The 21,232-nt window shown below is 65.2% G+C and carries 20 protein-coding genes; 11 read left to right on the forward strand and 9 right to left on the reverse strand.

Going from position 1 to position 21,232, the window contains the following annotated elements; all coding sequences use genetic code 11:
• Positions 1–191 precede the first annotated feature (191 nt).
• Together VW23_RS03665 and VW23_RS03670 are read left to right on the forward strand one after the other, a co-directional pair.
• Positions 192–1,490: an MFS transporter gene (locus VW23_RS03665; protein ID WP_084645493.1), complete on the forward strand. Its 1,299-nt coding sequence runs from the start codon at positions 192–194 to the stop codon at positions 1,488–1,490.
• Positions 1,491–1,615: 125 nt separating this feature from the next.
• Positions 1,616–2,587, forward strand: a complete 972-nt coding sequence (locus tag VW23_RS03670) for a ketopantoate reductase family protein (protein WP_069908240.1) — start codon at positions 1,616–1,618, stop codon at positions 2,585–2,587.
• Between the two features lie 66 nt (positions 2,588–2,653).
• On the opposite strand, the gene VW23_RS03675 is transcribed toward VW23_RS03670, so the two are convergent.
• Positions 2,654–3,781, reverse strand: a complete 1,128-nt coding sequence (locus VW23_RS03675) for an S-(hydroxymethyl)glutathione dehydrogenase/class III alcohol dehydrogenase (protein WP_069908241.1) — start codon at positions 3,779–3,781, stop codon at positions 2,654–2,656.
• A 303-nt stretch (positions 3,782–4,084) separates the two neighbouring features.
• Here VW23_RS03675 and rimP point away from each other — a divergent pair, with 303 nt between their 5' ends.
• From rimP to VW23_RS03710, 7 genes are all read left to right on the forward strand, one after another.
• Entirely contained in the window at positions 4,085–4,759 is a 675-nt protein-coding gene (rimP, locus tag VW23_RS03680; protein WP_069908242.1) for a ribosome maturation factor RimP, read from the forward strand.
• Positions 4,760–6,361: a transcription termination factor NusA gene (gene nusA, locus VW23_RS03685; RefSeq protein WP_069908243.1), complete on the forward strand. Its 1,602-nt coding sequence runs from the start codon at positions 4,760–4,762 to the stop codon at positions 6,359–6,361.
• Between the two features lie 19 nt (positions 6,362–6,380).
• Complete coding sequence (locus VW23_RS03690; protein ID WP_069908244.1) at positions 6,381–6,998, forward strand: RNA-binding protein; 618 nt, start codon at positions 6,381–6,383, stop codon at positions 6,996–6,998.
• 121 nt (positions 6,999–7,119) lie between these two features.
• Positions 7,120–9,816, forward strand: a complete 2,697-nt coding sequence (infB, locus tag VW23_RS03695; RefSeq protein WP_069908245.1) for a translation initiation factor IF-2 — start codon at positions 7,120–7,122, stop codon at positions 9,814–9,816.
• A gap of 78 nt (positions 9,817–9,894) precedes the next feature.
• Positions 9,895–10,419, forward strand: a complete 525-nt coding sequence (locus tag VW23_RS28840) for a YcxB family protein (RefSeq protein ID WP_176730321.1) — start codon at positions 9,895–9,897, stop codon at positions 10,417–10,419.
• Positions 10,419–10,946: a hypothetical protein gene (locus tag VW23_RS03705; protein ID WP_069908247.1), complete on the forward strand. Its 528-nt coding sequence runs from the start codon at positions 10,419–10,421 to the stop codon at positions 10,944–10,946. The genes VW23_RS28840 and VW23_RS03705 overlap by 1 nt, the downstream gene beginning before the upstream one ends.
• 85 nt (positions 10,947–11,031) lie before the next feature.
• Positions 11,032–12,933 (forward strand): ABC transporter ATP-binding protein, encoded by a 1,902-nt coding sequence (locus tag VW23_RS03710; protein WP_084645495.1) that lies wholly within the window; start codon positions 11,032–11,034, stop codon positions 12,931–12,933.
• A gap of 208 nt (positions 12,934–13,141) precedes the next feature.
• Here the strand turns inward: VW23_RS03710 and VW23_RS03715 are convergent, their stop codons facing one another.
• From VW23_RS03715 to VW23_RS03725, 3 genes are read right to left on the reverse strand one after another with little or no spacing between them, the layout of a single operon-like run.
• Positions 13,142–13,777 (reverse strand): ATP-dependent Clp protease proteolytic subunit, encoded by a 636-nt coding sequence (locus tag VW23_RS03715; RefSeq protein ID WP_069908248.1) that lies wholly within the window; start codon positions 13,775–13,777, stop codon positions 13,142–13,144.
• Positions 13,778–13,819: 42 nt separating this feature from the next.
• The gene (locus VW23_RS03720; RefSeq protein WP_069908249.1) at positions 13,820–14,155 is read right to left on the reverse strand and encodes an SRPBCC family protein; all 336 of its coding nucleotides are present in this window, start codon (positions 14,153–14,155) and stop codon (positions 13,820–13,822) included.
• Positions 14,152–14,463, reverse strand: coding sequence for an ArsR/SmtB family transcription factor (locus tag VW23_RS03725; protein WP_055874328.1), 312 nt, complete (start codon positions 14,461–14,463; stop codon positions 14,152–14,154). The genes VW23_RS03720 and VW23_RS03725 overlap by 4 nt, the downstream gene beginning before the upstream one ends.
• A 97-nt stretch (positions 14,464–14,560) precedes the next feature.
• Here VW23_RS03725 and VW23_RS03730 point away from each other — a divergent pair, with 97 nt between their 5' ends.
• Positions 14,561–15,208 carry a hypothetical protein gene (locus VW23_RS03730; protein WP_069908250.1) on the forward strand — a complete coding sequence of 216 codons (648 nt, stop codon included), beginning with the start codon at positions 14,561–14,563 and terminating at the stop codon, positions 15,206–15,208.
• Between the two features lie 152 nt (positions 15,209–15,360).
• On the opposite strand, the gene VW23_RS03735 is transcribed toward VW23_RS03730, so the two are convergent.
• The 5 genes from VW23_RS03735 to VW23_RS03755 all read right to left on the reverse strand — a co-directional run bounded on the left by VW23_RS03735 (position 15,361) and on the right by VW23_RS03755 (position 20,189).
• On the reverse strand, positions 15,361–17,604 hold the full coding sequence (locus VW23_RS03735; RefSeq protein WP_069908251.1) for an ATP-binding cassette domain-containing protein: 2,244 nt from the start codon (positions 17,602–17,604) through the stop codon (positions 15,361–15,363).
• 59 nt (positions 17,605–17,663) lie between these two features.
• Complete coding sequence (locus tag VW23_RS03740) at positions 17,664–17,879, reverse strand: hypothetical protein (protein WP_069908252.1); 216 nt, start codon at positions 17,877–17,879, stop codon at positions 17,664–17,666.
• Between the two features lie 24 nt (positions 17,880–17,903).
• Positions 17,904–18,242, reverse strand: coding sequence for a VOC family protein (locus VW23_RS03745; protein WP_069908253.1), 339 nt, complete (start codon positions 18,240–18,242; stop codon positions 17,904–17,906).
• A gap of 2 nt (positions 18,243–18,244) precedes the next feature.
• Complete coding sequence (locus VW23_RS03750) at positions 18,245–18,994, reverse strand: ABC transporter permease (protein WP_069908254.1); 750 nt, start codon at positions 18,992–18,994, stop codon at positions 18,245–18,247.
• Between the two features lie 247 nt (positions 18,995–19,241).
• The gene (locus VW23_RS03755; protein ID WP_069908255.1) at positions 19,242–20,189 is read right to left on the reverse strand and encodes an ATP-binding cassette domain-containing protein; all 948 of its coding nucleotides are present in this window, start codon (positions 20,187–20,189) and stop codon (positions 19,242–19,244) included.
• A 220-nt stretch (positions 20,190–20,409) separates the two neighbouring features.
• On the opposite strand from VW23_RS03755, the gene VW23_RS03760 reads away from it, so the two are divergent.
• On the forward strand, positions 20,410–21,225 hold the full coding sequence (locus tag VW23_RS03760) for a TetR/AcrR family transcriptional regulator (RefSeq protein WP_069908256.1): 816 nt from the start codon (positions 20,410–20,412) through the stop codon (positions 21,223–21,225).
• Positions 21,226–21,232 lie beyond the last annotated feature (7 nt).

Here is a 21,232-nt window from a genome sequence, read left to right on the forward strand (position 1 = left end):
ACTACCAGCAGCTGTTCACGGTGGAGAGCGACCGGATGAACCGCAACGGCGGCGCCTACGGCCACGAGCCGTTCAACTACAACTGGGACGCGCAGAACTGCACGGTCGAACCCGACGCGTCCGGCCCGCACGTGTTCTCTACCAACGGCGCCCCGGTCGATTACTTCTAGCATCCGTCGCCCAACCTCGGCCTGTGCGTCGGCAACCGCTGCGTCCTCGACCTCCCGCATGTCGCCACTCGCGGCCTGCTCGGCATCGCCGCGCCGACGCTCTCGCCCTCGCTCCTGGCGCTCATCACCAACATGTTCCACGACGAACGGCAGCGTGGCTTTGCCATCTCGATCTGGCTCACCTGCTTCATGGGCGGCATGCTGCTCGGCCCACTGGTCGGCGGTGTCATGCTCGAGCATTTCTGGTGGGGCGCCCCGTTCCTGCTCGGCGTGCCGGTGATGATGCTGCTGCTGGTCACCGCCCCGGCGCTGCTGCCCGAGTACAAGGCGCCGCAGGCCGGCCGGCTCGACCTCGTAAGCGTCATCCTGTCGCTCGGCGCCATCCTGCCTATGGTCTATGGGTTGAAGGAGCTGGCCAAGGGCGACGTGTCGCTCGCCCCGTTCGGCGCCATCGGTTTCGGGCTGCTGCTGGCCATTGTCTTCGTCCGGCGCCAGGTGACGCTGGCGCATCCGCTGGTCGACTTAAAACTGTTCAGCAACGGCGCCTTCACCGCGGTGATCGGGGCGATGTTCCTCATCACTGTCACCGGCGCCATCATGGTGCTGACCGCGCAGTATTTTCAGCTCGTCGCCGGCCTCTCGCCGCTCTGGGCCGGGCTCTGCGGCCTGCCGGCGATCCTGTTGATGATCGTCGCCTTCATGCTGGCGCCGAAGCTGGCGCAGACCATCCGCCCGGGCCGGCTCATCGCTTCCGGCATGGTTGTCGCCATTATCGGCCTGCTGATCGTCGTGTTCCTCATTGAGGGCTACGGCGTGCCCGCGGTGATCGTCGGCTTTGCCCTGTTCAACCTCGGCTGTGCGCCGATGGTGACGCTCGGCACCGGCATCATGATGGGCTTTGTCGCCCCGGAACGCGCCGGCGCCGCCGCCGCCCTGCAGGAGACGTCGTCCGAGTTCGGCTTCTCGCTCGGCATCGCCGCGCTCGGCAGCCTCGGCACCCTGGTCTATCGCAGCCTGCTGAGCGGCAACCTGCCGGCCGGGTTGACGGAGGCGCAGACGCATCTCGCCACCGAAACGCTGGCCGGTGCGGCCGGTGTCGCCGCCAGCGTCCCCGACGGCGCGCCGTTGCTCACCGCCGCCAGTGCCGCCTTCACCTCGGCGTTGCAGCTGGTCGCTGCGGTGGAGGCCGGCGTGCTGCTGCTGATCGCCATCGTCGCCCTCACCGCTTTGCGCGGCGTCAAACCCCTGGGCGCCGGCGCCGGCGCTCACCCCACTCCGCTCGAGGCGGATAGCAAAGACCGTCTGGCTGCTGCCCAGTGACGGTCCGGCCGGCGGTGGGACAAGCGCTGGGTACGTGAACCCCGCCGCCGGCCACTCCTTCTCGTACTATGGGCTGCCTTGCTCGGGCCGCCCATTGCCGCCAAGCTGGACCAAAGGAGTCCAGCATGCGGTTCATCATCTACGGCGTCGGTGCCATCGGCGGCACCTTCGCAGCCTCCCTCGCCAGCGCCGGTCACGACGCGGTCGGCATCGCCCGCGGCGATATGCTGGCGGCGATCCGGGCCAATGGCGGCCTCACCTTCCGCGCCACCACAGGGTCGCAACTGGTGAACTTCCCGGTGGTCGGCGCGCCTGACGAGCTTGAGTTCCGGCCCGACGATGTCATCTTTCTCACCATGAAGGGCCAGCACACCGCCCCGGCGCTCGACGAGCTGCGGGCCGCCGGTGTCACGACGCAGGCCGTGGTTTGCGCCCAGAACGGCGTCAACAACGAACGGCTGGCGCTGCGGCTGTTTCCCAATGTCTATGCGATGACGGTGATGCTGCCGGCCGACTATGTGACGCCGGGCGAAGTGATCTGCTACGGCACGCCGAAGCGCGGGCTCACCGACCTCGGCCGCTACCCTCATGGGCTCGACGACAACGTCGCGGCGATCGCCACCGCCTTCGACAGCGCCGGCTTTGCTGCCTTTCCGCTCGAGCAGGTGATGCGCTCCAAATACGGCAAGCTGCGCGACAATCTCGGCAACGTCGTCGAGGCAGCGCTAGGCCACGGCAGCCGCTCCGGCCCGCTGCTGGAGGCGATCCAGGCCGAGGCGGAAGCCGTCTATGCCGCCGCCGGCATCGACTGGGTGGCAGTCGGCAATGCCGATCCACGCCGCAAGGGCCTGATGGAGATGGGCGCCGTCGCCGGCGTCACCCGCACCGGCGGCTCCTCGATCCAAAGCCTGAAGCGCGGCGCCGGCACCATCGAAACCGACTATCTCAACGGCGAAATCGTCCTCCTCGGCCGGCTGCATGGCGTGCCAACGCCGCTCAATGCCGGGTTGGTGACAGTGGGCCACGAACTGGTGGCCAAAGGCGCCAGCCCCGGCAGCATGACCGAGGCCGAGCTGCGGGTGCGATTGGGGCTTTAGCCACTTCCAGGGAGCCCGACTGCACACCCCGTGAGCAGTTAGAGCTCGCGGCCGGGGTAGAGCCCCCTAAAACAGCACCACGCTGCGAATACTCTCGCCGTGGTGCATCAGCTCGAACCCCTGGTTGATGTCCTCGAGCCTGAGCGTGTGGGTGATCATCGGGTCGATCTCGAGCTTGCCGCTCATGTACCAGTCGACGATTTTCGGCACATCGGTACGCCCCCTCGCCCCGCCGAAGGCGGTGCCCATCCAGGTGCGGCCGGTGACCAGCTGGAACGGACGGGTGGAGATTTCCTGGCCGGCGCCGGCCACCCCGATCACCACCGATTTGCCCCAGCCGCGATGGCTCGCTTCCAGCGCCTGCCGCATCACCGTGGTGTTGCCGGTGCAATCGAAGGTGTAGTCGGCGCCGCCGATCTGGTCGGCTCCGCGCCTGGTGAGGGCAACCAGGTGCGGGACGATGTCGCCCTCGATTTCCCTGGGGTTGACGAAATGCGTCATGCCGAAGCGCTCGCCCCAGGCGCGCTTGTCGTTATTGATGTCGACGCCGATGATCATGTCGGCGCCGGCGAGCTTCAGCCCCTGCACCACGTTGAGCCCGATACCACCCAGCCCGAACACCACGGCGGTGGCGCCGGCCTCGACCTTGGCGGTGTTGAGCACCGCGCCCACCCCGGTGGTAACGCCGCAGCCGATATAGAACACCTTGTCGAACGGCGCCCTCGGGTCGATCTTCGCCAGCGCGATCTCGGGCAACACCGTATGGTTCGAAAAGGTCGAGCAGCCCATATAGTGGTAGATGGTCTCGCCCTTGTAGGAAAAGCGCGAGGTGCCGTCCGGCATCAGGCCCTTGCCCTGGGTGGCGCGGATCGCCGTGCAGAGGTTGGTCTTGCGGCTCAGGCAGCTCGGGCACTCCCGGCATTCGGGGGTATAGAGCGGGATCACATGGTCGCCCGGCTTGAGGCTGGTGACGCCGGCGCCGACTTCCAGTACTACGCCGGCGCCCTCATGGCCGAGGATCGACGGGAACAATCCCTCCGGGTCGGCGCCCGACAGCGTGAACGCATCGGTGTGGCAGATGCCGGTGGCCTTGATCTCGACCAGCACTTCGCCGGCCTTGGGGCCCTCGAGATCGAGCTCGACGATTTCGAGCGGTTTCTTCGCCGCGAATGCCACTGCCGCGCGTGTCTTCATCAGTCCTGCTCCGGTTCGAATCCTAGTTAGCACCATAGCGGCTGGAGGCGGCAAGCACAGGCCGGACGCATGACCTTGCGCCGGACGGCCATCGGCGCTATATGAGCGCCAACAACATCTCTGGCTCTAAGCGAGAGTGGGGTGCCGACCGGGCCCCCGCTCTTTTTGTTTTCTTGGGGCCAGGGGCAAACTGGACGAGCAAAGCGAGGACCACGGCCGACGTTTCGGCCGCCCCGCCGGAGGGCCAGGCGTTTCGAGCGCAACCAGCGCTCGCCAACGCCGGTAAGGCCCGCGAGGAAAAAGATGACGTTCGACCTCACCGAAAAGCGTTACATCAAAGAGACCGGCCTCGAGCAGCGGATCGCCCGCATCGTCGAGCCCGTCGCCAATGATCTCGGCTACAGCCTCGTGCGGATCAAGATGACGCAGGAGAATGGCCTGACGCTGCAGATCATGGCTGAAGACGGCAATGGCCGCTTCAACATCACCGACTGCGAGCGGCTGAGCAAAGACGTTTCGCCGGTACTCGACGTCGAGGATCCGATCGACCGCGAGTATCACCTCGAAGTGTCGTCGCCCGGAATCGACCGGCCGCTGGTGCGGGCCCGCGATTTCGCCGCCTATATCGGCCACGAGGCCAAGGTCGAACTGAGTGACCTGCTCGATGGCCGCCGCCGCTTCCGCGGGTTGATCAAGGCGGTCGATGCCGACCACGTCGTCATCACCCTGCCCGACGTGCCCAAGGGCACCGATCCGGATTTCCGCCTGCCGTTGACGCTGTTGGCCGAAGCCAAGCTGGTGATGACCGACAAGCTGATGAACATGGCGCAGGTCGACCAGGCCGAATTCCCCATCGACGACGATGCGGAGATCGAGACGGTCGAACTCTCGGACGATCCGGAGGCCGACACGGCCGAGGACGCCGACCACTCAAAATCTGAATCTGAAAAAGACGCTTCCACTGAGGAGACACACTAAATGGCCGTTAGCGCGAACCGCCTGGAGCTGCTCCAGATCGCTGATGCCGTCGCCCGCGAGAAGTCGATCGATCGCATGATCGTCATCGAGTCGATGCAGGACGCGATCGAGAAGGCGGCCAAGACCCGCTACGGCGCCGAGACCAATGTCCGCGCCGAGATCAACCCCAAGACCGGCGAGCTGCGCCTGTGGCGGCTGCTCGAAGTGGTCGAGGCGGTGGAAGAGCCCGGGCGCCAGATCGAGCTCAAGTATGCCAAGGCGAAGAACGACGCCGCCAAGCTCGGCGACTTCCTCACCGAGCCGCTGCCGCCGATCGAGTTCGGCCGCATTGCCGCCCAGTCGGCGAAGCAAGTGATCGTGCAGAAGGTGCGCGATGCCGAGCGCGACCGCATGTATGAAGAGTACATCAATCGCGTCGGTGAGATCGTCAACGGCACGGTCAAGCGCGTCGAGTACGGCAACGTCATCGTTGACCTCGGTCGTGGCGAAGCCATTATCCGCCGCGACGAACTGATCCCCCGCGAGCTCTATCGCTACGGCGACCGCGTCCGCGCCTATATCTATGACGTGCGCCGCGAGCAGCGCGGTCCGCAGATTTTCCTCTCCCGCACCCATCCGCAGTTCATGGCCAAGCTGTTCATGCAGGAAGTGCCGGAGATCTACGACGGCATCATCACCATCCGCTCGATCGCCCGCGACCCGGGCAGCCGCGCCAAGATCGCCGTGACCTCGTCCGATTCCTCGATCGACCCGGTCGGCGCCTGCGTCGGTATGCGCGGCTCGCGCGTCCAGGCGGTGGTCGCGGAACTCCAGGGCGAAAAGATCGACATCATTCCGTGGACCGAATCGATCGCCGACCTCGTCGTGTCGGCGCTGCAGCCGGCTGATGTCGCCAAGGTGGTGCTCGACGAGCAGGCCGAGCGCATCGAAGTGGTGGTGCCCGATGAGCAGCTTTCGCTCGCCATCGGCCGCCGCGGCCAGAACGTCCGCCTCGCCTCGCAGCTGATCGGCTGGGATATCGACATCCTCACCGAGGCCGAAGAGTCCGAGCGTCGCCAGAAGGAATTCACCGAGCGCTCTGCTTTGTTCATGCAGGCCCTTGATGTTGACGAGATGGTTGCCCAACTACTGGCTTCCGAAGGCTTCTCCTCGGTCGAGGAACTCGCCTATATCGACGCTTCGGAAATCGCCTCGATCCAGGGTTTTGACGAAGAGACCGCGGCGGAAATCCAGCAGCGCGCTTCCGACTACCTGGCGGCGATCGAGAAGGCCAATGACGACGAGCGCATCAAGCTCGGCGTCCTGGACGAGCTCTATGAGATCCCGGGCCTGAACGCGGCGATGCTCGTCGCGCTGGGCAAGGAAGAGATCAAGAGCGTCGAGGACTTTGCCGGTTGCGCCGCCGACGATCTGGTAGGCTGGACCGAGCGCAAGGACGGCGAGACCAAGCGGTTCGAGGGCACCTTCAAGGATTTCCCGGTGAGCCGTGAGGAAGCCGAGGAAATGATCCTGCAGGCCCGTCTCAAGGCCGGCTGGATCACCGAAGCCGATCTCGCCGTGGCCGATGAGGCCACCGAGCTGGAAGAAGGGGCGCCCGCGTAATCGGGTGATCTGAAGCCCGGTGCCGCGTCGCGAAGAAACCGAAAGGCAATGTGCCCTCACCCGTGAGGTGAAGCCGATTGCCGAACTGATCCGCTTCGCCGTCTCACCCGACGGCGAGGTGGTGCCCGATACCGACGGCAAGGCCGAAGGTCGCGGCGTCTGGATCAGCCTTGGCCACAGACAAGTGGCCGAGGCGCAAAAGAAGAAGGCCTTCGCCAAAAGCCTCAAGGCCGAGGTGAAGGTGCCCGACGATCTCGCCGGATTGACCCGGCGCCGGCTCGAGGAGCGGTTTCTCAACTCGCTCTCCCTGGCGCGCAAGGCGGGGCAACTGGTGACCGGCTCGACCAAGGTCAAGGCGGCGATCGAGGCGGGTGAAGTGCAGGGCCTCCTGACCGCGACGGACGCGGCCGAGGATGGCCGAAACAAGCTCCTGGGTTCGCTCAAGGGCTACACGATGGCGGCGGAAGAGGCGGGTTTTGAGCCCGTCTTAACTCCGCATTTCGAATTGCTCGATTCGGGTCAAATGGGTTTGGCACTCGGGATCGAAAATGTGATACATGCTGCGCTCATCAAGGGGGGCGCGGCCCAGGCGGCAGTGCAACGAGCCGAAAGGCTGGCTCGTTACATCGCCAACTAGACGGGTTGTTTGAGCGGCGCAGCAGCGCTATGCCGCCCCCTGAGCCCTACAATCGGACTTGGTCAGAGAGCGCGAAGCCGCGCTTTCTTGGACAGGTTTCGTGAAGGAAGACGCGAGTTACATGGCTGATAACGACGACAAGCGCGAAGATTCTGGTGCCGGCGGCAAGAAGACGCTGTCATTGAAGGGAGGCCCCTCGATGGGGGCACGCCCCAATGTGGCACGTTCGTCGCGGAACACTGTGGTCGTCGAGAAGCGCACCCGTTTTGTGCCGCCCGGCGCGCCGGTGCACACGCCGCACACCCCACACACGCCGCGCCCGCCGCAGGGTGGTGGTGGCGGTGCCCCGTCCCAGAATTCGGGTCGCCCCGCTTCGTCGGGTGCGCCGTCGGGCAATCGCCCGTACCAGTCCAACCAGGGCCGGCCGCCGCTCCGTTCGGGCTCCGCACCGCGTCCGGGTGGTGGGCTGAGCGCTACCGAGGCCGATGCCCGGGCCCGCGCGCTGCGTGAAGCCGCCGGCCGCCAGGCCGAGGACGAAGCCCGCGCCCGCGCCGAAGAGGCCCGCCGCATCGAGGAAGATGCGCGTCGCCGCGCCCTCCGCGAAGAAGCGCAGAAAGCCGAAGAGGCAAAGCAACTGGCCGCCGAAGGCGAGCGGGCTCTCGAGGCCGTGTCGGAAATCTCGACCGTGTCGCGTGAGCCGCGCGTGTCGCCGGCACGTCGCGCCGCGGCAACGCCCGGTGCTCGTCCGGCTGCTCCGACAGCCGACCTGCCGCCGACGCCGCCGTCGGAAGCCGATGGCCGCAAGACTCGTACGGCTCCCGCAGCGCGTCCGCTGGTCAACGCCGCTGAGCTCGAGAACGCCCGTCGTGGCGGCGCTGCCCGCGTTGCAGCAACGCCCGAGCGTCCGACCCGTCGCGCCGGCGAGGAAGCTTTCGCCCGGGCCCGCCTGACCGTCACCAATGCCGGCTCGGAATCCGATCGCGACAAGGGGCCGTCGCTGGCCGCCATGCGTCGCCGTCGCGACAAGAAGATGGGCCGCAACCAGCAGCAGGCGCCCAAGCTCAGCCGTGAAGTGACCATTCCCGAGGCGATCACCGTCCAGGAACTGGCCAACCGCATGGCCGAACGTGCCGTCGACATCATCAAGATCCTGATGGCCCAGGGCCAGATGGTGAAGATCACCGACGTCATCGACAGCGATACCGCCGAACTGATCGCCACCGAACTCGGCCACACCGTCAAGCGCGTCTCCGACGCCGACGTGGAAGAGGGTCTCTATGACATCCCGGCCGACGACAAGGCCGAGGACCTGACCAACCGCGCGCCGGTGGTGACCATCATGGGTCACGTCGACCACGGTAAGACCTCTTTGCTCGACGCCATCCGCGAGACCAACGTGGTCTCCGGTGAAGCCGGCGGCATCACCCAGCACATCGGTGCCTATCAGGTCGAAAAGAACGGCCAGAAGATCACCTTCCTCGACACCCCGGGCCACGAGGCGTTCACCGCCATGCGTGCCCGCGGCGCCCAGGCCACCGATATCGCGGTGCTGGTGGTGGCGGCCGATGACGGCGTCATGCCGCAGACCATCGAATCCATCAAGCACGCCAAGGCGGCCGGGGTTCCGATCATCGTCGCCATCAACAAGATGGATAAGCCCTCGGCCAATCCGCAGCGCGTTCGCACCGAACTGCTGCAGCACGAGGTGTTCGTCGAATCGATGGGCGGCGATGTGCTCGACGTGGAAGTCTCGGCGGTCACCAAGGCCGGCCTCGACAAGCTGCTCGAAACCATCCTGCTGCAGGCCGAAGTGCTGGAGCTCAAGGTGGCCCGCGATGGGCGCGCCGAGGGCCTGGTCATCGAAGCCAAGCTCGATCGCGGCCGCGGTGCGGTGGCGACGGTGCTGGTGCAGCGCGGCACGCTGTCGATCGGCGACATTGTCGTCGCCGGCACCGAGTTTGCCCGCGTCCGTGCGCTGATCAACGATCAGGGCGAGCAGGTGAAGGAAGCCGGCCCGTCCATTCCGGTGGAAGTGCTGGGCTTTACCGGCGTGCCGTCGGCCGGCGACCGCTTCAGTGTGGTCGAGAGCGAAGCGCGGGCCCGTGAAGTCACCGAGTATCGCCAGCGCCTGATCCGCGAGAAGACCGCGGGCGGCGGCGCCACCAGCCTCGAGCAGATGATGAATCAGCTCAAGGCCTCGGGCATCGCCAAGTTCCCGCTGATCATCAAGGGTGACGTGCAGGGCTCGGTCGAAGCGATCAACGCCTCGCTCAACAAGCTCTCGACCGACGAAGTGTCGGCGCAGATCCTGATGAGTGGCGTCGGCGCCATCACCGAATCCGACGTGACGCTGGCGTCCGCTTCGAACGCCATCATCATCGGCTTCAACGTCCGTGCCAACAAGCAGGCCTCTGACCTCGCCACCCGCGAGGGCATCGAAATCCGCTACTACAACATCATCTACGACCTCGTGGATGACGTGAAGGCAGCGATGTCGGGCCTGCTCAAGCCGGAGCGTCGCGAGACCTTCATCGGCTACGCTTCGATCAAGGAAGTGTTCCAGATCACCAAGGTCGGCAAGGTCGCCGGCTGCCAGGTTACCGAGGGCATTGTCGAACGCGGCGCCGGCGTGCGCCTGTTGCGCGACAACGTGGTGATCCACGAAGGCAAGCTGAAGACGCTCAAGCGCTTCAAGGATGAAGTCAAGGAAGTGCCGGTCGGCCAGGAATGCGGCATGGCCTTCGAAAACTACGAAGACATCCGCGCCGGCGACGTCATCGAATGCTTCCGCGTCGAGAGCGTGGTCCGTTCGCTGTAAGCCTCTTTACACTCAGATTGAAGCTCGGGCACAGATGTAAGTCTGTGCCCGATTCATTTGGTGTACCGCGTGCAAAGCATGTCGTTTCATTACGTGCCGGACTATCGAGAGGTAGCCGCCGCGCATAACCGCATGAGAAAGAGCCTGCTGAGGCCGCTCGACTATTTGGTCAGGTGGGCGATCGTGCCTTACTACGCAGCTGTAATCGTGATTGCGACGTTGATCTCAGGCTATGTCGGCAGCCTATGGCGCGGAGCCGATATGGTGACAATGATAGCCACCCTACTTGCTGCCTACTACCTCTGGGAAAAGGTCTTTCGGAGACGGTGCCTCGGATATTTCATTCGGCGATTGCAGAGGTTTGAGCCGGTTCGCTCGACAACTGTCGCGGTCGACGAGCGGGGCCTCACGCATAGCGACGAGTTTTCCTCGCACTGGTTGGATTGGCGGACCGTGAGGGCGGCAGAGCTCACGAAGGAAGGCATCCTAGTTACCTTCGGGGCGCAGGGTCTGCTGGTACCCAATCGAGCATTTCCCGACTTGGATGCGCGCGACAGCTTCGTTGAACTAGTTAACCGAAGTGCCAGAGCCGAGCAGGTGTAGTGCCCTTTCGTGACGAACCCCTCCTCACCCTCACCTACACCCTGACCACCGCCGATGCGCTGGCCTACGAGGCCCTGCCGCGCGAGCTGGTCGGTTGGCGCAAGTGGCTGCTGCTCGTCTGGCTGGCGGTCGCCGGAGGCCTCGTGGCGTTCCTGCCAGCCGAGTGGCTCGGGCCGGAATGGGGCTGGCGCTTCTGGCTCGTAGCACTGGCGCTGGTCGGCATCGCCTACGCGCTGGCCGCTACAGTGATGACGCTCGCAACGCACCGCCGGGCGCGTCGCCGCATTCCCGCGCCTATGGTGGTGACGCTGGAGCAATGGGGTGACCATCTCGCAGTGACAACGGCCGAGCGGCAGCTGTTCATCGCCTACGAAACCATCGCCGATGTCGCCATCGGCAAGTCCCACGTCTTCATCACCGCGCCGCCCGAGGCGCTGATCGTGCCGCTTACCGCGTTCGCCGACCGGGATGAGATGACGGCGTTCGGCGAGGACATCGACCGGCTGTCGCACCAGGCCGCCCCCTGACCGGTACGCCCACCTGCCCGAATTGCTGGTTTCGCCGCAACGCGCTCCACCCTAGAGTTGTTCTCCTGTTTCAGGATGATTTTCGATGCGTGGTGTTGGCGGCAGAGTCGGCGGGGGACGAGGGGCGAACGGCCCGGACATTCCCGATGCCTTGCCGTTCGACAAGGGCGAGCGGCTGAAGACGTTTCGCCATCTCGGCCGGCTGTTCGCCCAGATGTGGCGCACCAGCCCCTGGCTGATGGGCTTGAGTATTGCGCTGCGGCTGGTGGTCGCCATCCAGCCGCCGCTGGTGCTGCTGCTGACCAAGCTGATTATCGATGAGGTGGTGCATCAAACCAGCCTCGGCGTGCCCGGCCCCGAACTGAGCGACTGGCTGGAAAGCGGTCGGCTCAGCTTCCTGATGGCGCTGCTGGCTGGCGAGTTCGTGCTGGTCTTCGCCCGCGATGCCTTCAATCGCGCCATCAACGTGGTCGACAATATCCTCGGCGAGAGCCACTCCAACGCCGTCAGCCTCGAGCTGATGGAGCATGCCGCCAAACTCGATCTGAAGCATTTCGAGCAGTCGGAATACCAGGACCGGCTGGAGCGGGCGCGGCGGCAGGCCTCGTCACGTTCGACCGTCATCTCGCAGGTGTTCGGCCAGGCGCAGGCGATGATCACCGCTATTGCGCTCGCCGCCGGCCTCTTCGTCTATGCGCCGCTGCTGATTGGGCTCCTGGCGCTGGCGCTGATTCCGGCGGTGTGGGGCGAGTTCCGCTTCAACCGGCTGGCCTACTGGATCTCGCATAACCGCTCGCCCGAGCGGCGGCAGCTCGAGTACCTGCGTCAGATCGGCGCCAGCGCCGACAGCGCCAAGGAGATCAAGCTGTTCGGGCTCGGCGAGTTCCTCTCCGGTCGCTTCAGGGGGCTATCGGAGCAGATCCTGATCGAGAACCGGAACCTCTCGATCAAGCGCGCCCTGCAGACCGGCTTGCTCGCCTCGATCTCGACCCTTACCTACTATGCCGCCTATGCCTATATCGTCTGGCGGACCCTGCATGGCGAGTTCTCCATCGGCACGCTGGTGTTCCTGTCGGGCAGTTTTTCGCAGCTCAACGGCTACCTGCAGCAGATCCTGATCGGCTTCACCCAGATCGCCGGGCAATCGCTCTATCTCGACGACCTGTTCAGCTTCTTCGAGATCAAGCCGACCATCCTCGACCCCAAACACCCGAAAGCTTTCCCGCTACCGGTGAAGCAGGGGCTGGTGTTCGAAAATGTCGGCTTCCGCTATCCGGGCTCGGAAAACTGGGCGGTGCGCAACCTGAGTTTCGCCGTGCCGGCCGGCGAGACGCTGGCGCTGGTGGGCGAGAACGGCGCCGGCAAGACCACCATCGTCAAGCTGATGACCCGGCTCTACGACCCGGACGAAGGCCGCATCACCCTTGATGGCATCGACCTCAAGGAGTTCGCCACGGCGGATCTGCGCACCCATATCGGCGTCATCTTCCAGGATTTCCTGCGCTACAGCTTTACCGCCTCGGACAATATCGGGGTCGGCCGCATCGAGGTGGCCGGCGACCGCGACCGCATCGTCTCGGCCGCCGAGCAGAGCCTTGCCGACCCGGTGATCCGCAAACTCCCCGAGGGTTACGACCAGATGCTCGGTCGCACCTTCTTGAAGGGCCAGGATCTGTCAGGCGGCGAATGGCAGAAGATCGCCATTGCCCGCGCCTATATGCGCAATGCCGAGATCATCATCCTCGATGAACCGACCGCGGCGCTCGACGCGCGTGCCGAAGCCGAAGTGTTCACCCGCTTCAAGAACCTCGCCGAAGGCACCACGGCGGTGCTGATCTCGCACCGCTTCTCCACCGTCCGCATGGCCGACCGCATCGTCGTGCTGGCCGACGGCAAGGTGGAAGAGCAGGGCACCCATGGCGAGCTGATGGCGAATGGCGGGAGATATGCTGAGTTGTTCGAGCTGCAGGCCCAGGGGTATCGGTAGCGCGTGGCGCTGGCCGTGCCACACCGCCCCCTCGCCCCTCTGGGGAGAGGGCCGGGGTGAGGGGCGCCAAGCACACCGACTTCAAGCATTTGCGCAGCATTGCACCGGCTCTCGTTTGCCTGGTGCGCTTGGCTACCCCTCACCCTAACCCTCTCCCCAGAGGGGAGAGGGGACGCGGGAGCGTCCGCCCGTACAGAACTTTCTCCGACTACCGCCCCACCGGCAGCTCCGGTATCGGCATCGCCAGCTCCGCCCGCTCGGTGAAGATCGCGTCGATCAGTCCCCAGTCCCGCGCCTCTTCCGGCGACATATAGCGGTCACGGTCGAGGGTGCGTTCGACTTCCTCGATGGTGCGGCCGCAGTGCTTCGAATAGATCCGATTGATCCGCGCCTTCACCTTCTGGCTCTCCTCGGCATGGATCAAGACGTCGGTGACCTTGCCCTGGGCGCCACCCGAGGGCTGGTGCACCAGGATCGAGGCATTGGGCAGCGCCATGCGCCGGCCCGGCGCGCCGCCGGCGAGGAGGAACGAGCCCATCGAATAGGCGGTGCCCATGCAGAGCGTCGACACCGGCGATTTGATGAACTGCATGGTGTCGTAGATGGCGAGTCCCGCCGTCACCACCCCGCCGGGCGAGTTGATATAGAGCGAGATTTCCTTGCCCGGGTTCTCGGATTCAAGGAACAGCAGCTGCGCGCAGATCAGCGCCGCCATCTGATCCTCGACCTCGCCATTGACGAAAATGATCCGCTCGCGCAGCAGCCGCGAGAAGATATCGAACGAACGCTCCCCGCGGCTCGACTGTTCGATGACCATAGGGACGAGCTGCATCATGTCGCGCATCGGCAACCTCCTTCAGAACGGCTTTGGGTGATGAGTTGGGGCTTACGCGGCCCGGAGCATCATGGTGTTGGTATTGGCCGGGATCGGCACCTCTATTGGCGCTCGGTCGTGCACCAGCCGCAGCCAGGTGCCGCCATCGGGTGTCGCCTCGAGCGTGAAGGTCACCAGCTCTCCTTCGGCATCGCCCTCGCGCCAGCTGAGCCGCAGCCGATGGGGCGGCACCGCCTCCACGACTTCAGCGGTGAAGCGTTCGCCATCACCGTCGGGCAGCAGCCAGGCATCGCGATAGGCCGGGATCGACAGCGCCCGCCACACCTTTTCCGGCGCGGCGTCGAGCCCACATTCGACCGTCACGCGCTCGGCTTCGGATTCGCTCATTGATCCATCTCCTTGAGGAAGTCCTTGAGGCGGCCGAGCCGCTCGGGCCAGAACGCCTGGTAGCGGCTCAGCCAGTCATGCAGCGGCGCCATGCCGTCGGGGTTCACTGCGTAGTGGACGCTCCGTCCCTCGCGCCGTTCACGGATCAGCCCGGCGCCGCGCAGTACTGCGATGTGTTGCGACATCGCCGGCTGCGAAATGGCAAAGCCCTCGCCCAGCGCCGAGCCGGTCAGCTCGCCGGAGGCCAGCCGTTCCAGCATGGCGCGGCGATTCGGGTCGGCCAGCGCCTTGAAGATATCTGCTTCCATATCCAACACATAAGCCAATACTTATGAGTCGCGCAAGCCCGCTCGACTCCCGCGCCGCACCCGCATAGGTTCCGCCCGCTTCGTCGGGAGGATGTCGATGCGGACCCTGTTGTTTATTCTGGCCCTGTTGGCCGCCTCGCCCATCCTGGCGCAGGAGACGCCGACGCTTGGCCGCGATGGCGTGAACCTCAGTTTCAGGGCGCTCGGCCATCGCTTCGTGCTGCCGACGCCGGACTGGCTTACGCCGGCTGAGCGGCTCGCACCCGATCTGCTGCCGCTGGTCGAATCGAACACCTATGGTGACGCCACGCAGGCTTTCGTCGAGTTCTTCCCGAAGGGCGAGTCGGTCGACAACTGGACCACCACCTACGCCGCGCGGCTCACCCTGCAGCCCGGCCGCAGCCTCGACGACTACCGCCGCGCCACCATGTACGGCTACTCGCAGATCTGTAAGGACGAGGCGCTCGGCTTCTTCAACTTCGGCGAGGAGACAGAGACGTTCTTTCCGGCCCTCGGCATGACCTGCGGCGCCTACAAGGACAATGGCAAGCTGCGTGGGTTGGGCGAAGTAATGGTCGCGGTGTTCCGGAAAACCGACACCGGTATCGCCATGGTCTACCAGGAATGGAAGGGCCGGGCGTTCGACCCGTCCAACCCTGAGACCTGGCCGGTGGATGCCAAGGCGTTCCAGGCGCGGGCGAAGGAGTTGCAGGACGTGGTGGCACTGGAGAAGCTGCCCGACTGATAGAGACGGCCCCCTCCCGGCCTCCCCCATAAAGGGGGAGGTGAAGAGTCGAGGCTCTGTCTTCGATCGTGCCAAGCAAACCGGCAGGGCACCTCCCCCTTTATGGGGGAGGATGGGAGGGGGCCGTCTGCCTCAGTCAGCGCCTTCGTCGCCTACCCCCGAGCCGCCAGTGCCGCTCCCGTAAGACTGCCCTTCGCCCCGCGCAGGCCCGTCGGCGTCCCTTCGAACACCACGCTGCCGCCGTCATTGCCGGCCCCGGGCCCGAGGTCGATCACCCAGTCGGCCCGGCTGATCACGTCGAGATTGTGCTCGATGACGATCACCGTCGAGCCGGCGTCGACCAGCCGGTCGAACAGCCCGATCAGGGTGTCGACGTCGTTCATGTGGAGCCCGGTGGTGGGTTCGTCCAGCACGTAGATATTGCCGGATTTGCCGAGCTCTGCCGCTAGCTTCAGGCGCTGGCGTTCGCCACCCGAGAGGGTGGAGAGCGGCTGCCCCAGGGTGAGATAGCCGAGCCCGACATCGTCGAGCCCCCTCAAAATCTTGGCGATGGCCGGCTCGGTGAAGAACTCGGTCGCCTCCGAAACGCTCATCTCGTAGACGTCGCTGATCGCCTTGCCCCGCAGCTTGTGCTGCAGCACTTCTTCGGTGAAGCGCTTGCCCTCGCAGGTCTCACAGACGCTCGCCACCGGATCCATGTGCGCGAGGTCGGTGTAGGTGACCCCGAGGCCTTTGCAGTCCGGGCAGGCGCCCTTCGAGTTGGCTGAGAACAAGGCCGCGTCGACGCCGTTGGCCTTGGCGAAGGTTTTGCGAACCGTGTCGAGGATGCCGGTATAGGTGGCGGTGTTGGAGCGCGACGAGCCGCGGTTGAGGTTCTGATCGATGATCACCGTGTCGGGGTAGGCGGCCGGCAGCGAACCCTGAATCAGCGAACTCTTGCCGGCGCCGGCAACGCCGGTGACCACGGTGAGCACGCCCTCGGGGATCGACACCGACACATCGCGCAGGTTGTTGGTTTTCGCATTGGCGATCTTCAGCTGACCCCTGGCCTTGCGGCCATCGGCCTTGATCGGCTGGTGCTTTTTCATGTGGTTGCCGGTCAGCGTGCCGGATTTGAGCAGTCCGTCGAAATCGCCCTCGTAGACGATCTCGCCGCCTTTGCTGCCGGCGAACGGGCCCATATCGACCACATGGTCGGCAATGGCGATCATGTCGGGCTTGTGCTCGACGATCAGCACCGTGTTGCCCTTGTCCCTGAGCTGCTGCATCAGCCCGGCGAGCGGCGCCACATCGTGCGGATGGAGCCCGACGCTGGGCTCATCGAACACATAGGTGATGTCGGTCAAGGACGAGCCGAGATGGCGCACCATCTTCACCCGCTGGCTTTCGCCTCCCGACAGCGTCGAGCTCTCGCGGTCGAGGCTCAGATAGCCGAGCCCGATGGTGACGAGGTTCTCGAGCCGCGCCGCCAGCGCCGCGATCATCGGCTTGATCGAGGGTGCCTCGATCGAGCGGACAAACGGCGCGAGGTCGGAAACCTGCATCGCCGAGCACTCGGCGATCGACTTGCCGTTGACCTTGCTCCCGAGCGCCGCCGTATTGAGCCGGGCGCCACCACAGGCCGGGCAGGTGGCGCGGGTGAAGATCCTGTCGTACTCGGCGCGGACATGCGGCTGCAGGTTCTCCGGGTCCTTGCTGCCCAGCCCCTTCTTCAGCTTGCTGACCACGCCTTCATAGGTGAGGCCGATCTTGCCGACCTTGATCTTCCGGCCATCGTCGAGGTTGAACAGGTTTTCCCGCTCCTCGGCGCTGTATTTGCTGATCGGCTTGTCCATGTCGAACAGCCCGGAATTGTTGAAGATCTCCCACCACCAGCTGTCGACGGCAAAATCCTTGGGCAGCAAAGCGCCCTGGTTGAGCGACTTCGACTCATCGACCACCGCGCTCATGTCCATCGCCGCGACCTGGCCGATGCCTTCGCAGTCGGGGCACATGCCGCGCGGGTCGTTGTAGGAATAGAGCCCCGGCGCACCGAGCTTTGGTTCGGCAGAGCGTGAGAAGATCACCCGCAGCATCTGTGCCGCATCGGTGACTGTGGCGACGGTGGAGCGCGAGTTGCCGCCCAGCCGCTGCTGGTCGACGATGATGGCGGCCGAGATATTCTCGAGTTCGTCGGCATCTGGTTGGCCGTAATGCGGCATGAACTGCTGCACGAACGCCGGATAGGTCTCGTTGATCAGCCGCTGGCTCTCGGCCGCGATGGTGCCGAACACCAGCGAGGATTTGCCCGAGCCCGACACTCCGGTGAACACCGTGATCTTCCGCTTCGGGATATCGAGCGACACGTTCTTGAGATTGTTCTCCCGCGCCCCGCGGATTTTGATCGAACCGTACATGCTGACCCTCTTCGTACTTTACCAGTTAGTTAAATAGACTTTTGGAGGTTGGCAACCCCTCATGCCAACCGATCGAGCACCGCGAACTCGGCGTGCATCCGCCCGCGCTCGGCCTCGGACAGCGGCAGTGCCAGCAGGCGGCGGTAAAGCTCCTCCGCCACCTGCTGCTGTCCCATCGCCACGGCGAGCTCGATCCGCGCCGCCAGCGCCCGTGCCTGGTCCGGGCTGTCTTCGATGGCCCGGCTCGGCAGGACGGGGATGTTGGTGTCGTTCATCGGCCATTCCTTTCGTTGTCTTACTCAGGCCAGCACTTCGACCGTGATGCCGCCGGGCGCCTCGACATAGAACGTCCAGGCATGATGCCGCTCCGGCGGCGCCACATCGAAGCCATCGGTCTTCAACCGCTGGTTCAGGGCGTCCACGTCGGCTTCCGACTCGTGGATGAAGCCGATGTGGAAATTGCCCGGATAGGCGGTGCGCTTGTCCTTCATCAGCGTCAGCACGATTTCGGCATCGTCCCGCAGCACGACGAAGTTCTTGTTGCCGCCCGGCTCCCGTCGCATGCCGAAATAGCTGACGAGGAAGTCGGCCGCTTCGCCGGCGTCGGTGACGGCGAGGTTGAGGTGGTTGAGGATCATAGCTAGAGGCTCGCCTTCCTGATCGCCCGCGCGCCGATACTGAGCCCGACCACCGCGGTGCCGAGCGCCACCAGCACGCCCCAGAGGACGGTCGTGCTGAACAGCTCGCCGACGAACAGCGCCCGCTCCGCCTCGATCAGGTAGGTCAGCGGGTTGAAGCGGCTGGCGATATAGAGCCAGCCCGGCCCGCTCTCGATCGGCAGCAGCACTCCGCCCAGCAGCATCAGCGGTAGCGCCACCGACTGGCTCACCATGTAGAACAGCGAGGTGTTGTGCCGTGCCGCGATGGCCAGCGCATAGGACAGCGCCGCCACGCCGGCCCCGAACAGCGCCAAGAGCGCCAGCCCGAACAGCATCTGGATCGGATAGAGCGCCAGCCCGAACGGCCAAGCGAGGAGGATCAAGGCCAGAGCCTGCAGCGCCAGCGGGAACATCTCCTTGAGCGAGCGGCCGAAGATCAGTGCCGGTCGGCTCATCGGGGTAGAGAGGAAGCGCTCCAGCACCCCGCTCATCAGTTCCTCGGTGAGGCTCCAGCCGACCATCGCGGTGCCGAACAGCGTCAGCATCACGATCATCCCCGGCACGAACCACTGCAGCGCCTCGGCGGTCGAACCGCCGACATTGAGCAGTGGCACGAAAAACGCCAGGTAGAGGATGGGCTGCACCAGCCCGAACGCCATCCATGAGGGATCGGCGAGGGTGGGTTTCATCTCGCGGGTGAACGAGGTGGCGACGTCACGGAAGAAGGTCATGGGTGAATCTCCATTTGGTACTGCCCCTCACCCGCCTCGCTACGCGAGGCACCCTCTCCCTCAAGGGGAGAGGGGAAGAGAGGCGATGGCGCGATCCGTACCCACCACCCTTCCTTCTCCCCTTGAGGGAGAAGGTGGCGCGCAGCGCCGGATGAGGGGTTCGCAGCCGCTGGCTGCGCGATCCGAGTGAAACGAGGAGCGGCAACGCTGCTTGAGCCTCGCCCTCTTATTGGTGCGAATGGCCCTCTCATGCCGCGGTCTCCCGCAGCGAGCGGCCGGTCAACCCGAGGAACACGTCGTCCAGCGTCGGCCGACGGACGTTGGCGGCGAGAACGCGCGCGCCACGCTGATCCAGCGCCCGGATGAACTCCGGCAGCACCGCTTCGCCGCCCTTCACCGTGACCCCGACCCGGGCGCCGTCGCGGCTGATTTCGCGGGCCTCGGGGAGGTTGGCGGCGAGCTCGGCGGCAACCAGCGAGTTGTCGGCGTCGATGGTGATGCGGTCGCCGGCGAGGTTGGCCTTCAGCCGCTCCGGCGTGTCGTTGGCGATGACCAGGCCATTGTCCATGATCATCACCCGCTCGGCCATTGAATCGGCCTCGTCGAGATAGTGGGTGGTGAGAAAGATCGTCATGCCGGTCGACTTCCTGAGCCTGAGGATGTGCTCCCAGAGGTTCGCCCGGCTATGCGGATCGAGCCCGGTCGAGGGCTCGTCGAGAAACAGCACCTTTGGGCTGTGCATCAAGCCGAGCGCGATATCGACGCGCCGCTTCTGCCCACCCGACAGACTCATGCCGGTGCGCTTCTCGAGTCCGGTGAGCTCCAGCATGCCGATCAGCTCGTCGGCGCGCCGGGCCGAGTCGGCCTTGCTCATCCGCTGCGCCGCACCCTGCGTCAGCAGTTCGTCGCGCAGCTTGTTGTAGCCGCCGGCGCCGGCGCCCTGGCCGACATAGCCGATGCGGCGACGCACGGCGTTGGCGTCGCGCAGCACATCATGGCCGGCAACGCTCGCCGCGCCTTCGGTGGGCGGCAACAGCGTCGTCAGCATGCGCACGCTGGTGGATTTGCCGGCGCCATTGGGGCCGAGGAACGCCACCAGCTCGCCCTCCGCCACATCAAGGTCGAGGCCGCGCACCGCCTCCACCACACCTTCCTTGGTCTTGAAGCTGCGCTTCAGTCCGCGGGCATGGATCATTGCTTCACTCCTCAGTTCTCTTCACGTTGGACAGTCGCTTGGGACAAGCCTATCCAGCCCTGCTGACATGACGTGTCAGCAGACTGGTTTTCGACACGCGCGCCGGATGTCCGAATGGATATCTCGACTTTCGCGGGGCGCGGATATAACGTTGTGCAGTGTACGGGGTTTGGATAGACCCAATCCTGTACACTGTAAAGAGTTATTTTATGGAGGCTGGATGGCCGAGGAAATTGCCGGTCTGGGCGATCCGATCCGGACGCTGGAACTGATGTGGGGCCGGGCCCCGGCGCCCAAACGCGGGCCAAAATCGCGGCTCAGCGTCGCCGAGCTGGTGGCGGCGGCCGTTGCCATTGCCGACGCCGAAGGGATCGGTGCGGTGTCGACCCGCCGGGTTGCCGAAGCGGTCGGCATCTCGCCGATGAGCTTTTACACCCACATTCCGGATAAGGCGGTGCTGCTCGACCTGATGCTCGATGCCGTCGCGACCGGGCAGGCAGGGGAACCCACCACCCCCGACTTTCACCCGGCCAACTGGCGGGCCAATGTGACCCTGGTGGCGCGCAGCTTTCGCAGCTTTTACCTCGCCCATCCTTGGGCGCTGCAGATCGGCACGCACCGGCCGGTGCTCGGCCCCAACACCATCCGCGCCTATGACAACTTCCTCAGTGTCTTCGATGGGCTGGGCCTGAGCGAAGTCGAGATGGATCTGTGCGTCATCCTCGTCGCCAACTATGTGCATGGGGCGGTGCGCGACGTGGTCCGCGCCAAGATGGTCAAGGCGCAGACCGGCATGAGCGACGACGAGTGGTGGTACACCATCGAGCCGTTCCTCCAGACCATGGATTTCTCACCCTATCCGGTGGCGAGCCGGGTGGGCGCGGTGGTCGGCGAACTCTACGGGCTTGGCGATCACGATCTCGCCTTCGATTTCGGACTGGAGCGCATCCTCGACGGGCTCGAGCGGCTGATCGAGGGGAAGGCCGCGACCCCACCAGGGGCCGCTACCGTTGACGGAAAGCCGCCAAGCGCCTAACTCACCC

Origin of the sequence: Devosia insulae DS-56, assembly GCF_000970465.2 — a bacterium.
Lineage (GTDB): Bacteria > Pseudomonadota > Alphaproteobacteria > Rhizobiales > Devosiaceae > Devosia_A > Devosia_A insulae.